Annotated in this window: 14 protein-coding genes and 2 pseudogenes; 8 read left to right on the plus strand and 8 right to left on the minus strand. The window is 41.3% G+C overall.

What is annotated here, in order from left to right:
- From ACNAV8_RS07425 to ACNAV8_RS07455, 7 genes and pseudogenes are all read left to right on the plus strand, one after another.
- Window positions 1–96: pseudogene (locus tag ACNAV8_RS07425) on the plus strand (IS1595 family transposase); the annotation flags it as partial.
- A 110-nt stretch (window positions 97–206) separates the two neighbouring features.
- Window positions 207–551: pseudogene (locus ACNAV8_RS07430) on the plus strand (TraI domain-containing protein); the annotation flags it as partial.
- Between the two features lies 1 nt (window position 552).
- A complete protein-coding gene (locus ACNAV8_RS07435; RefSeq protein ID WP_415777482.1) occupies window positions 553–1,209 on the plus strand; it encodes a conjugal transfer nickase/helicase domain-containing protein in 657 nt (218 codons plus the stop codon).
- A gap of 103 nt (window positions 1,210–1,312) precedes the next feature.
- The gene (locus tag ACNAV8_RS07440; RefSeq protein WP_415777535.1) at window positions 1,313–1,675 is read left to right on the plus strand and encodes a site-specific integrase; all 363 of its coding nucleotides are present in this window, start codon (window positions 1,313–1,315) and stop codon (window positions 1,673–1,675) included.
- A 157-nt stretch (window positions 1,676–1,832) separates the two neighbouring features.
- Window positions 1,833–2,462, plus strand: coding sequence for a lipoprotein insertase outer membrane protein LolB (lolB, locus tag ACNAV8_RS07445; RefSeq protein ID WP_103855560.1), 630 nt, complete (start codon window positions 1,833–1,835; stop codon window positions 2,460–2,462).
- Window positions 2,462–3,355, plus strand: a complete 894-nt coding sequence (gene ispE, locus ACNAV8_RS07450) for a 4-(cytidine 5'-diphospho)-2-C-methyl-D-erythritol kinase (RefSeq protein ID WP_415777483.1) — start codon at window positions 2,462–2,464, stop codon at window positions 3,353–3,355. Before lolB ends, ispE begins: the two co-directional genes overlap by 1 nt.
- Window positions 3,356–3,406: 51 nt before the next feature.
- Window positions 3,407–4,354 carry a ribose-phosphate pyrophosphokinase gene (locus ACNAV8_RS07455; protein WP_103855561.1) on the plus strand — a complete coding sequence of 316 codons (948 nt, stop codon included), beginning with the start codon at window positions 3,407–3,409 and terminating at the stop codon, window positions 4,352–4,354.
- 105 nt (window positions 4,355–4,459) lie between these two features.
- Here ACNAV8_RS07455 and miaB read toward each other — a convergent pair whose 3' ends face one another.
- Window positions 4,460–5,884 (minus strand): tRNA (N6-isopentenyl adenosine(37)-C2)-methylthiotransferase MiaB, encoded by a 1,425-nt coding sequence (miaB, locus tag ACNAV8_RS07460; RefSeq protein WP_103855562.1) that lies wholly within the window; start codon window positions 5,882–5,884, stop codon window positions 4,460–4,462.
- Between the two features lie 195 nt (window positions 5,885–6,079).
- Here miaB and ACNAV8_RS07465 point away from each other — a divergent pair, with 195 nt between their 5' ends.
- On the plus strand, window positions 6,080–7,252 hold the full coding sequence (locus tag ACNAV8_RS07465; protein WP_415777485.1) for an FAD-dependent monooxygenase: 1,173 nt from the start codon (window positions 6,080–6,082) through the stop codon (window positions 7,250–7,252).
- 71 nt (window positions 7,253–7,323) lie between these two features.
- Here ACNAV8_RS07465 and cpdA read toward each other — a convergent pair whose 3' ends face one another.
- From cpdA to thrC, 7 genes are all read right to left on the minus strand, one after another.
- Window positions 7,324–8,154, minus strand: coding sequence for a 3',5'-cyclic-AMP phosphodiesterase (gene cpdA / locus ACNAV8_RS07470; protein ID WP_103855563.1), 831 nt, complete (start codon window positions 8,152–8,154; stop codon window positions 7,324–7,326).
- Window positions 8,155–8,295: 141 nt separating this feature from the next.
- A complete protein-coding gene (gene nudF / locus ACNAV8_RS07475) occupies window positions 8,296–8,925 on the minus strand; it encodes an ADP-ribose diphosphatase (RefSeq protein ID WP_103855564.1) in 630 nt (209 codons plus the stop codon).
- Window positions 8,926–9,043: 118 nt separating this feature from the next.
- The gene (gene psiE, locus ACNAV8_RS07480; protein ID WP_103855565.1) at window positions 9,044–9,451 is read right to left on the minus strand and encodes a phosphate-starvation-inducible protein PsiE; all 408 of its coding nucleotides are present in this window, start codon (window positions 9,449–9,451) and stop codon (window positions 9,044–9,046) included.
- Window positions 9,452–9,463: 12 nt separating this feature from the next.
- A complete protein-coding gene (locus ACNAV8_RS07485) occupies window positions 9,464–10,150 on the minus strand; it encodes a M15 family metallopeptidase (RefSeq protein ID WP_103855566.1) in 687 nt (228 codons plus the stop codon).
- Window positions 10,150–11,289 carry a succinyl-diaminopimelate desuccinylase gene (dapE, locus tag ACNAV8_RS07490; protein WP_103855567.1) on the minus strand — a complete coding sequence of 380 codons (1,140 nt, stop codon included), beginning with the start codon at window positions 11,287–11,289 and terminating at the stop codon, window positions 10,150–10,152. The genes ACNAV8_RS07485 and dapE overlap by 1 nt, the downstream gene beginning before the upstream one ends.
- Before the next feature lie 13 nt (window positions 11,290–11,302).
- The gene (locus tag ACNAV8_RS07495; RefSeq protein WP_415777487.1) at window positions 11,303–11,650 is read right to left on the minus strand and encodes an ArsC family reductase; all 348 of its coding nucleotides are present in this window, start codon (window positions 11,648–11,650) and stop codon (window positions 11,303–11,305) included.
- A 189-nt stretch (window positions 11,651–11,839) separates the two neighbouring features.
- On the minus strand, window positions 11,840–13,117 hold the full coding sequence (thrC, locus tag ACNAV8_RS07500) for a threonine synthase (RefSeq protein WP_103855568.1): 1,278 nt from the start codon (window positions 13,115–13,117) through the stop codon (window positions 11,840–11,842).
- Window positions 13,118–13,387 lie beyond the last annotated feature (270 nt).

The raw sequence follows: 13,387 nt of genomic DNA on the forward strand, positions 1-13,387 counted from the left end.
AACTTTCCTTTATTCTTGAAGGAATGTGAATTTCGGTTTAACTTTGGGCCACCAAAAGAGCAGTTAAAAATATTGCGAAAATGGTGTGAAATTTAGGGCTAATCTACTACAGCCCCTAATTTTAAATAGTTTATTCGAAAGTGAATAAAAAGTGAAGTGAGTTGATAAAATCAGAAACTATATAGTTAGTTTATTCAAGAATGCCTAATCCGGTATTAGGGGGATTTATCGCGAATCAACTGATTTCCAAAGAAACCTTTGATTGGCTAGCAAACTATCCCGACGTATTTTCTGCATTAATGTATGCTATGGCAGGACATTATGATAAAGCGAGTGTATTAGCTGAAATTGTGCAAAAAGCAGATCAAAACAGTGTTGCTCTCGCTCTTGGCGGTGATATTACTAAACTTGTCCAAAAACCACTAATTTCTTTTGCAAAACAACTTGTTTTAGCCTTACGTTATTTAGTTTCACAAAAATTCAAAATCAGCGCTAAAGGTCCAGGAGATGGCTGGCTTACTGAAGAAGGGCTATGGCTAATGAGTAAAAGTGGTGAATATCTCCTCTGCTGAAGCTGGAACAACAACGATATTAAAATCTGAGCCAGAGAATCTGAATACGCACATCGACATTGAAGCAAATTCTATTCCAGAGCCTCCAATATCTCCAACAAACAACGACTCGAATTTCAAATCCGAAGGGCAGAAATTTGTGGAGTGGATAAAAAATAAACTGTTAAATAATAAACTCACCTTTAATGATCGCACGGCAAAAGTTCATATTGTTAATGATTGTTTATTTATTGTTAGCCCAAGTTCCTTTGAGCTCTACTTACAAGAAAAGGGGGAGTATTTTTATGAAGAAAGTATAAATAATTTACAATATGAATTTCAAGCACTCGGCTTGCATAGAAAGCGAGTCATCAAAGATGATAGCGTAAACTTTTGGCGTTGTTATGTGATTTACCCAAATGAAATTACGCGTACTCATTTACTTAATTGGCGTAATACCGTTGTAGGGGAAGGGATTAAACCAATCACTTGGAATAGTTATTTACGGAATTTAAAATGTCTTTATAAATTTGGGATTGAACAAAAATTATTGGATTATAAAGAAAATCCATGTAATAAATTATTTTTATGGACAGGTAAAGCAAAAAGAAAAACGCTTACGGACTGCCAATTACAAAAATTAGAACTTTTTTCTTAGTAGTGAAGAAAGTTTGCTAGAGGTATTGAATCCCCAATGGTTTATCCCGGCATTAGTTAATACATTTCGTTTTACTGGGATTCTCCGAGCCCAATTACTTCGTTTGAAAATCGGTGATATTGATTTATATCAGAAAGTTATTCATATTTCTCCAGAGTTCAATAAAAACCATGAATATCATTGTATTCCTATTTCTGAAAGATTATTACCCTATATTGAAAGATTAATTATTGAGTTGAGGAAATGTAGCCAGACTTCTCATTCTCAGTTATTTAATATTAATATATTTTGTAAAACTCGATATAAAGGACAAGTTACAACAGAGTATCAAATTAGCCATCTCTTTCGAGTGATTTCAAGTAAACTGGGAGTTCAATTTTCCCCTCATCGTTTATTGATAAGAAACCTTGTCCTTTATTATGAAAAGAATGTGAATCTCACTTTAGAGAGCCAAAAGAGCAGCTAAAAACACTGCAACTTTAGTGTAAAATGTAAGACTAAGCTAATACTATCCCCAAAATTTTTCCACCACACTTATTTTTATACTTTATCCTTAAACTGCTTTCCTTTACTAATCCCTCCTAACCCCTTACAATACCTCAAAATTTTCTCGGTATAACGCAATGAAATTCTTAAAAACTCTTTTTATTCCTTTATTTATCAGCTTGTTGCTAGCAGGCTGCGCCCTCGATATTGATGATAACCGCCCAGCCAATGTGCAATATATAGAAAAAAACGACCGCACTTGGCAGCAACATTTACAACAAATTCAACAAATTAGTGCTTATCAAGCAGAAGGACAAATTGGCTATATCAGCGCCAAACAGCGTTTTTCTACCGCCTTTGATTGGCAATATCAAAATCCGAAAGCCTATACACTGGTGCTTTCTTCTGCCTTAAGTAGTTCCAAACTCATCTTTAAAATGCACGCGCAAGGTTTAACCATTTCAGATGAAAAAGGACGCCAGCGCTCAGCTAAAGATGCCCAAGCGTTATTACGCGAAATTATCGGTATGGATATACCACTCACCCAGCTAGCCACTTGGCTAAAAGGTGAACCAAACAATCAACAGGATTACAATGTGGGTAAGAACCATTTGCTCGCCAACTTTACTTATGCCGTCAATGGTGAGCAATGGACGGTGGATTACTTGAATTATCACCAAGACCGCTCGCCTGCCCTACCACGGGATATTTTGCTAAAAAATGACGCACAAACCCTGAAAATTCGTGTTAATCATTGGAAATACTAATGAAAAATTATCATTTTTCCACCGCACTTTTTGTTCCGCCGAAAAATGGACGCTACCGTTTTCCTAGCCCAGCAAAATTAAATTTGTTTCTTTATATTAATGGGCGCTTGGAAAATGGTTACCACGAATTGCAGACCTTATTCCAATTTTTGGATTTTGGCGATTGGCTAGAAATTGGCGTTAGGGACGATTCACAAATTATTCTTTCCCCAGAAATTCCCCATTTAAAACAAGAAGATAACCTAATTTATCGCGCAGCGCGTTTACTCCAACAGCGCACGGGATGCCAGCTAGGAGCGAATATTCATTTAGATAAAATCTTGCCTATGGGCGGTGGCGTTGGCGGTGGCTCATCAAATGCGGCTACCACACTTGTTGCTCTTAATGCTTTGTGGAAAACGCAATGTTCCCTTGAAGAGTTGGCTCAGTTAGGATTACAGCTGGGCGCTGACGTGCCTATTTTCGTCCACGGCAAAGCGGCGTTTGCAGAAGGCGTGGGAGAAAAAATTCACTATTGTAATCCTGCTGAAAAATGGTACGTAGTGCTAAAACCTGAAGTTTCCATTTCAACCGGCGTCATTTTTCAAGATCCTAATTTGCCGCGCAATACCCCGAAAAGACCACTTTCACAACTTTTAGCTGAAAATTATACAAACGATTGCGAAAAAATTGTGCGAGATCATTATCCAGAGGTTGAAGAACTGCTGGGCTGGTTGTTACAATATGCCCCCGCAAGATTAACGGGAACAGGGGCTTGTGTTTTCGCAGAATTTGACGATGCTCAATCTGCTCAAGCAGTATTTCTAAATAAGCCAAAAGACTGTTTTGGTTTTGTTGCAAAAGGGCTAAATGTTTCGCCATTACATCAAATGATGGAGCATTTATTCCAATGAGATCAATATGTTACACATTCTTCCATCTAAAATTCTGAGGTTAATTTTACAATGCCTGACATAAAACTTTTCGCTGGTAATGCAACGCCAGAACTAGCAAAACGAATTTCTGAACGCTTATACCTCTCGCTTGGTGATGCCACTGTGGGACGTTTTAGTGATGGGGAAATTCAAGTGCAGATCAATGAAAACGTGCGTGGTAGCGATGTTTTCATTATCCAATCAACCTGCGCACCAACAAATGACAACCTAATGGAATTACTTGTGATGGTTGATGCTTTACGCCGTGCATCAGCAGGTCGTATCACTGCGGTAATCCCTTATTTCGGCTATGCTCGCCAAGATCGCCGTGTGCGCTCTGCGCGTGTGCCTATCACCGCAAAAGTGGTGGCGGATTTCTTATCAAGCGTAGGGGTAGATCGTGTTTTAACCTGTGATCTTCACGCTGAGCAAATTCAAGGATTCTTTGATGTTCCTGTGGATAACGTATTTGGTTCGCCAGTATTAATTCACGATATTTTAAAGAAAACTGATCTTGAAAATCCAATCGTGGTTTCACCTGATATTGGTGGTGTGGTTCGCGCCCGTGCGGTGGCAAAATTACTCAACGATACCGATATGGCAATTATTGATAAACGCCGTCCAAAAGCCAATGTCGCACAGGTTATGCATATTATTGGGGATGTAGCTGGACGTGATTGTATTCTCGTTGATGATATGATCGATACAGGCGGAACACTATGCAAAGCCGCAGAAGCATTAAAAGAACGTGGCGCAAGACGCGTTTTTGCTTATGCAACTCACGCCGTATTCTCAGGCTCAGCGGCAAAAAGTCTTGCCAGCGATGCTCTTGATGAAATCGTGGTAACCGACACTATTCCACTTAGCCCAGAAATCAAAGCCTTGGGTAAAGTGCGTGTGCTTACACTTTCAAGTATGCTTGCCGAAGCGATTCGTCGTATCAGTAACGAAGAATCAATCTCTGCAATGTTTAGCTAATTGCTATAAAATGATAAAACAAAAAGCTGATTACATTGTAATCAGCTTTTTTCAATAAGTATCTCAACACTCAAAAATTGATATTATGATCACTCTTTGGTTGAGCTAACCTTGATAATGCCCCACGCCGAGTTCATCTTCTTTGCGCGTGCGGTTAATCACCGCTTGTGGCGATTGCACTACACGAAGTCCCATTTGATCTTCGGTACGCACCACATCACCACGCAAGGAGTTGGTGAACACATCAGTGATTTTAATATCCACAAATTTGCCGATCATATCTGGCGTTCCCACAAAGTTTACGATACGGTTGGTTTCCGTGCGGCCGGTGAGTTCCATTAAATCTTTCTTCGATGGCCCTTCCACTAACACGCGCTGCTCTGTGCCAAGCATTGCACGGCTAAATTGTGCCGCTTGGTTGTTAATGCGTTGTTGTAGCACATATAAACGCTGTTTTTTCTCGTCTTCGCTCACATCATCAGGAATATCTGCCGCAGGCGTTCCCGGACGAGCAGAATAGATGAAGCTAAAGCTCATATCGAAATTTACTTGTGCGATCAGGTTCATCGTATCTTCAAAATCTTGCTCCGTTTCCCCAGGGAAACCAACGATAAAATCAGAGCTGATTTGAATATCAGGGCGCACTTTGCGTAATTTGCGAATAATGGATTTATATTCCAACGCCGTATGGCCGCGCTTCATTAAATTCAAAATACGATCAGAACCACTTTGCACTGGCAAGTGTAAGAAACTGACTAATTCTGGCGTGTCCGCATACACATCAATAATGTCATCAGTAAATTCAATTGGGTGGCTGGTGGTGAAACGAACACGGTCGATACCATCAATCGCTGCCACTAAACGCAATAATTCAGAGAAAGAACAAATACCGCCATCGTGGGTTGGGCCGCGATAAGCATTCACGTTTTGCCCTAATAAATTCACTTCACGCACGCCTTGTTCTGCCAGCTGTGCGATTTCAAACAGTACATCATCAAGAGGACGGCTCACTTCTTCGCCACGGGTGTAAGGCACTACACAGAAAGTACAATATTTATTACAGCCTTCCATAATTGATACGAACGCCGTTGGGCCTTCTGCGCGCGGTTCTGGCAAGCGGTCAAATTTCTCAATTTCAGGGAAACTGACGTCCACCACGGAACTTTTACCGCCACGGATCTGGTTGATCATTTCAGGCAAGCGGTGCAAGGTTTGCGGGCCGAAGACAATATCCACATAAGGTGCGCGGCTACGAATATGCTCACCCTCTTGTGATGCCACACAACCGCCCACGCCAATCACTAAACTGGGATTGGTTTTCTTTAATTCTTTCCAACGCCCTAATTGATGGAACACTTTTTCTTGCGCTTTTTCACGAATAGAGCAAGTGTTCAACAACAACACGTCCGCTTCTTCTGGAATATCCGTTAATTCCAAGCCGTGCGTGCTGTTTAATAAATCTGCCATTTTTGAGCTGTCATACTCGTTCATTTGACAGCCCCACGTTTTAATATGTAATTTTTGCGTCATAATTTGCTTTAAATCGTTTAACCTGTAAAAATCGACTGGCTATTTTACCGACTTGTGCTGGTGGTGGCTAGTTAAAATAATCTTTTCTTTTGAATTTTACTCATAAAAGGTAAACTAGCAGGCAGTGAAAAATGCAAGTGCGGTATAAAAATTAGCAAAAAAATCACCGCACTTTTCGGATAAAAAGAGGCAAAAATGAATGCACAACGCGATGTAATCATTGTTGGCGGCGGAATGGTTGGTGCGGCTTGTGCCGTAGGGTTGGGGCAATTAGGGCTAAACGTGCAAGTGATTGAAGGCGCGCCATTACCCACTTTTCAGGAAAATTCCCCTTATGATTTGCGCATTTCCGCCATTAGCCTTGCTTCTGTCCAATTACTGCAACAATTACAAAGTTGGAAATATATCGAACAAATGCGCATTTGCCCCTATCGCGCCTTAGAAACTTGGGAAATTGACGGCTTTTCCACTTACTTTCATTGCAAAGAGTTAGATCATTCCGAACTCGGTTATATGGTGGAAAACAACGTGATCCAACTTGGCTTATGGCAAGCCTTGTCCCAGTTAGACAATGTGCAAAGTAGTATCGACGTGAAAGTGCAACGTGCAGAAAAGTGCGGTGAAAATTGGCAGATTTTTTTAACCAATGGTGAACAATATTCCACCCCATTAGTCATCGCCGCAGACGGTGCAAATTCGCAACTGCGCCAAATTGCCGGCATTGGCGTAACAGGCTGGCAATATCGCCAAGATTGTTTATTAATTTTGGTGGACACCGAATTACCACAACAAGACATCACTTGGCAGCAATTTTTCCCATCTGGCCCAAGAGCTTTTTTACCCCTTGAAGGGCAACAGGCTTGCCTTGTGTGGTATGACAGCCCAGAAAAAATCACTCAACTGAAACAATTATCCAAAGAAAAATTAGCCCACACTATTGAGCAATCTTTCCCTGCAAGATTAGGTCAAGTTAAGGTGCAAAAAGCAGGCAGTTTTACCCTCACCCGCCGCCACGCTCAGCAATATTATCATCAAGGCATTGTGCTAGTGGGCGATGCCGCTCATACCATTAATCCATTGGCAGGGCAAGGTGTAAACTTAGGTTTTAAAGACGTAAAAGCGCTGTTGCAAGTGATCGAAAGTGCGGTGAAAAATCAACAAAATTTTGCTTCTGATGAGGTACTAAAAAAATACCAAGCCTTGCGTCAAAAAGACAATTTACTAATGCAATCGGCAATGGATTTATTCTACAAAGGCTTTAAAACAGAATTGTTGCCCGTCAAAATCGCCCGCAACGCTGCCCTTTTATTAGCATCCAAAGCCACACCGTTGAAAAAACAAGCATTGAAGTATGCGTTGGGGTTATAGTAAGTAAGGAGCAAGTAACTATAAAAATGCGGTGAAAAATCACCGCACTTAGTTATTTGCTCTTTCCTCAGCTAATAGCCCTCCCCGAGCATATTCGGTAGAAATGTAGCTTGCTGGATACGTTTCACTCGGGTTTCAATGCGTCCATCATTGTAAAGCTCAATTTCACGCCAACCAGGTTGTAATGTGTCCAAAGCGAAGCTGTTGCTATCAGGTTTAAATTGAATGCAGGTGGACGGCGTTGCCATCACTTTGTAGCCCTTCCATTCGCTATCCACAGCTTGGTGGATATGTCCATATAAAATGCCTTTCACATTGTTAAATGGTGATAAGGTATAGGCTAAATCTAACGCATTGCGTAAATTATGCTGATCTAGCCAAGCAGAGTTCGTAGATAAGATATGGTGATGCAACACCACCAAAGAATAGCGCTCTGGATAATCTTTCAGTTTAGATAACAGCCAATCAATCTGATATTGTCCGAGCTGTCCGTGAGGTACGCCAAAAACTTGGCTATCAAGCATTAAAATCTGCCAGTGTTCACCAATTAAAAGATGTTTAAGCGGATTAATATTGCCGTTATTATGATTAAGAATATCAAACATCTTAGGTTGAAAATCGTGATTTCCGGGGATCCAAAACACCATTTTCTCTAAGCACTGCACTGTTTCGCAAAAACGTAAATACCCTTCACTGCTACTGTCTTGCACCAAGTCCCCTGTGGCAAGAACCAACTCATAATCAAAATCACTTTGTTTAATTTCACTTAAAACTTGGTTGAAGCTGGCTTGGGTGTTGATACCAAGCAATTCACCGTTTTCGTCCTTAAACAAATGAGGATCTGTAATCTGCACCAAACGTACAACGTCATTGTCCGTTGGATATGTATAAGTATTGACCAAAGTACGCTCTCCTCCTGTTATATTTATTATTAATTTTTGTTATACGTTACGAATTTGAAAAAAAATTGCATTAGGTAAATCTAAAAAATGCTAGCGGGATCAAAGTTTACGCCAAATTTTCTATTAAAAATTCGATCCAGTTCACATTTTTGACCATTCCTTTTGTAAAGAAAGGTAATTTAATTGTAGCCACAGCAAACCTGTTACCGCTAAGCCATTATCAATCTTGCCATTGCAAACCCATTCGTAAGCAGTTTGACGCGGGATAACGTGAACGCGAATGTCTTCATTTTCATCGGCCAAGCCGTGAATACCCTGTGCTTTTTGGCTATCTACTTTGCCGACAAATAAATGAATGCGTTCCACAATGCCCCCTGGACTATCCCAAAAGCTCATCACTTCACGCAAATGTTCTACTTGTACGCCTGCTTCCTCTTGGCTTTCACGCTGCGCCACCTCATCGGGCTGCTCGCCTTCTTCCACCATACCTGCGATCAGTTCTAACAACCAAGGGGATTGGCTAAGCTGCGGGTTATAAGCACCGATGCGCACCTGTTCTACCATCACCACGCTATCGGCATCAGGATCATAAGCCACCACCACAGAAGCTGCGCCTTTCACCAGCAATTCACGGGTTACTACACCGCTTTCACCGCCAGCAAACAGCTTATGTTTAAAATAGACTTTCTTTAAATTAAAAAAACCGTTATAAAGCGGTTCTTCCTTGATAATTTCAATATCCTGTTGAGTAAATTGCTGTAAGTCGGACATCATTTTTCCTCGCATAAAATTTTGCTAAGAATACGCCAGTTTTTTACAAAAAAAAATGTAATTTTTCTGTTCTTTGTTGAAAAATTTGACCTTGTTCACAAAACCTATGAAAAATCGGCTAACTTTTCTTCAGGCGATCTGAGCTAACCAAGAATAGCGCAATCACCATTAGCAAAATCGATCCAGAAAAGAGCAAAGTATTTACTGGGCTGGAATGATCCACAATGATTAAGCGCACCATTGCAGTAATCCCAATATATAAAAAATAACGCAGAGGAAAGTGATAATCAGTTTTAAAGTATTTCACAATCAAGGCTAAAAACTCAAAATAAAGGAAATACACCACAATTTTTTCCACCAACAGATAAGAGGCCTCTTTTGATTGCTCAAATAGCACAAGGGCTAGACCATAAGTTTCTTTCGCTAAAAACACGACCAAAATCAGTGCAAGCACTAAGAGAGAAATATTCAGCACCCATTGTAATAATGCAGAGATACTTTGTGGAAAAAAACGTTTTTCACTCATTTTATTTTCCTTCTAAATAAAAAATCGTTCAAAAATTTCAGGCAATTGCTTGATTAATGTTGCCTTGCCTGCTACATCTTGATCTTGCCAAGCTTGCACTAAAATTTCAGGATTGAAATGCGAGCGAGCAAGCTCAGCCATTGGTAAATAACTAATATGCCAAGGCTCATAACCAATAGTTAGACGTTCTGGCATTTGTGCAAAAGGGAAGTAAAAATCAAACTTTTGCACATTTTCTTTTAGCCATTCACTCAGCTCAAAAAAATAGCCTTTCTCACCATATTCCCAAGGCTCAAGTTGTAATTTTTGATCTGCTGGCAATAAATCAGGATCAAAAATATCCACTTCCGTTCCCCAGTGATGACGGCTTCCCCCCGGCAAGGCTGACCAACGCAAAATCGCTTGGCATTTTTCCCAATCAGAACAACAAGATAAGTCAAGTGCTTGTCCTTCATCATTATGTACTTTACGCTTGCCCGCAAATTTCTCATTCCAAATCATTTGCTGACGCTGGAAATCTCGAAAGCTACTCGCAGGCTGTAAATTGAAGCCATTTTTGACCGCACTTTGCTGTAAGCCTTGAAAGGCTTTTAAGGCATCTGGCTGAAGAAAATGTTGTGTTGAGAACGGGCAAGGCAAAGGGGATAAATGCTCACGCGATTTTCCCGTGAGCATTGCAGGTGTAAAACTCACTTTCATTATGCGTCCTTATTCAGCAAATTCACTAACATTTGCTGATAAACGTCGCCCAAAGTGGCGAGATCTTGACAACTTACGCATTCATTCACTTTATGAATGGTGGCATTTAATGGCCCAAGTTCCACCACTTCAGCCCCCATTAAAGCAATAAAACGTCCGTCTGACGTGCCACCACCCGTTTCAAGTGCGGGAGTAATTTTGGCAATTTCTTCAAGACTATCCACCACGGCATTCACCAGTTTACCTGGTTTTGTTAAAAATGGCTTGCCCGATAAATTCCATTCAATGCGATAATCAAGCTGATGTTTTTTCAGCATTTGTTCTACGGTTTGCTTGATTAGCTCGTCTGTTACTTCGGTGCAATAACGCAAATTAAACTGCACATAAAGCTCCCCAGGGATTACATTATTACTGCCTGTACCAGCTTGAATATTAGCAATCTGCAAACTGGTTGGCGGGAAGAATTCATTGCCCTGATCCCATTGGTAAGTGGTTAATTCTTTTAGGAAATCAACGGATTTATGAACAGGATTATCGGCTAAATGTGGGTAAGCAACGTGGCCTTGCACGCCTTGAATATGCAGATTGCCTGTAATGGAACCACGGCGGCCATTTTTCACAACATCGCCTAATTTCTCAGCACTTGAAGGCTCGCCAACCAAACAATAATCAATCGGCTCACCGCGTGCCATTAAGGTTTCCACTACCCGCACTGTGCCATCTTTTGCCGCAGCTTCTTCATCGGAAGTAATGAGCAAGGCAATCGTCCCTGCGTGATTTGGGTTAGCTTTCACATAATTTTCTGCCGCCACAACCATTGCCGCTAGCGAGCCTTTCATATCCGCCGCACCACGGCCATACAACATATCATCGACAATTTGGGCTGAAAACGGAGGATATTGCCATTGGCTCTCATCGCCCACTGGCACAACATCGGTATGCCCTGCAAAAGCCACCACTGGGCCTGTTGAGCCGCGCTTCGCCCATAAATTTAACGTATCATTAAAAGGCAACCACTCAATTTGAAACCCGAGTTTTTCTAAACGATCGGCAATTAGTTTTTGACAGCCTTGATCATCAGGGCTAATCGAAGGACGTTGGATCAGCTGTTGCGCTAAGGTAACGATTGTTTCTTTCATTGCTTAACCTTTCTTACTTACCAAAAGCTTCATCGTATGCCGTGGCATCAAAGCCGATTAACGCAATGTTCTCTTGTAAAATAATTGGGCGTTTAATCAACGTTGGCTGTTCAAATAACACCTCAAGTGCGGTGCTTTTTGACAACGTTTTTTTCACTTCATCAGGCAAATTACGCCATGTCGTGCTACGCTTATTCACCAAATTTTCCCAGCCAAACTGAGCTTCCGCTTGTGCTAACCAAGCCTTATCCAGCCCGTCCACACGGTAATCGTGCAAACGATGTTCAATGCCATTATCCGCCAACCATTTCAACGCTTTTTTCACCGTATCGCAATTTTTAATACCGTAAAGAGTAATCATTTTTTGTCCTTTTTATTTTCTAATGTTTCGGGCGGACACACAGGTCCGCCCCTATATATTCATTATACTGATATAAAATTTATCTAAATGCTCCGTAGGGTGGGTTTCAGCCCACCAAAGGGAGAAATCTCATTAAATGGTGGGCTAAAGCCCACCCTACTTCACTATGCGTCCGCCCTTTTTACAAAATTATTTCTTCAACAAATACGCCTTTAACGTTGCAAAATCATTATCCATTTCATCTGAAAGCAATGGCAATTTGTTGTGTTTATCCAAGGCTTCAGGTAAAGGTAATTCCGTTGATAAAATTCGCTCGACGCTTTCTTTGAATTTTGCAGGGTGAGCAGTGCAAAGGAATAATCCTGTTTCGCCAGCTTGTAAATCTTGTTTTAACACGCCGTAGGCGATCGCACCGTGCGGTTCGCATAGATAGCCTTGCTCGTTCATTGCTTGCAAGGTGTGTTCAGTTTGCTCATCACTCATTGCGGCGGAATGAAGCTCTGACAATGCCCAGCCGTTGCGTTTGAAGAGTTCTTCTACACGAGGCCAGTTATTTGGGCGGCTAACGTCCATTGCGTTTGATAAGGTTGCCACGGTGTCATTTGGCGCCCATTCGCCTGTGCTTAAATAACGTGGCACGGTATCGTTCGCGTTGGTTGCGGCGATAAAACGTTTAATCGGTAAGCCCATTGTTTTGGCAATTAACCCTGCGGTGAGATTACCAAAGTTACCGCTTGGCACAGAAACCACAATGTTTTCACGCTCTGCTTTTGGCAGTTGTGCTACCGCTTCAAAATAATAACAAACCTGTGCTAATAAACGGCTGATATTAATAGAGTTAGCTGAATTTAAACCAATCGCTTGGCGAAGTTCCGCATCATCAAACGCCTGTTTAACCAAGGCTTGGCAATCGTCAAAATCGCCGTTAATGGCAACAGTACGGATATTCCCACCTAGGGTACAGAATAATTTTTCTTGTAATGGGCTGATTTTGCCTTTTGGATATAAAATCACCACATCAATATTTTCTAAACCATAGAATGCGTGTGCCACTGCTGCGCCAGTATCCCCTGATGTTGCCGTTAAAATGGTGATTTTTCCATCGCCACGCACGGCAGCAAGGGCTTGCGCCATAAAGCGTCCGCCAAAATCTTTAAAGGCAAGAGTTGGGCCGTGGAATAATTCTAAGGCGTAAATATGATCTGCCACTTTTTCTACTGGTGCAGGGAATGTAAAGGCATTTTTTACCAGTTGAGCCAGTTTATCCGCTGGAATTTCATCACCAATTAATGCCCCTAGGATTTTCTCGCTACGCTCAACCAAAGGTAGTTCAAGCAAGGCATCAATGTTATCTAAGTGCGGGATAATTTCAGGGAAAAATAGCCCTTGATCTTTGCCTAGCCCTTGGCGTACTGCTTGGGCGAAATTTACTTGTTCTTCGGGGTGTTTGATGTTGTATAAATTCATAGTTGTTCCGTTTGGGGTTGGTTAATGTTCTTTGTTTAAAATTCTTTCATTTTTAATGATGTATAACGAGTTTCGCTCGTTGAGCGACCTGCTTTCTTTTGCTTGCTCAAAAGAAAGTAGGCAAAGAAAAAAGCACCCGATCAACCCGCTTTTTCCTCATTCCAATAAAATTTTCTTAACGAAAAGTAAGCCCATACTCGCTACGCTGCGTTCAGGCGTTACTTTTCTAAAAATTTTATTTTCATTCGGGCGGTTTGGACGGGGATTTTT

Source organism: Avibacterium endocarditidis (genome assembly GCF_965138825.1).
Lineage (GTDB): Bacteria > Pseudomonadota > Gammaproteobacteria > Enterobacterales > Pasteurellaceae > Avibacterium > Avibacterium endocarditidis.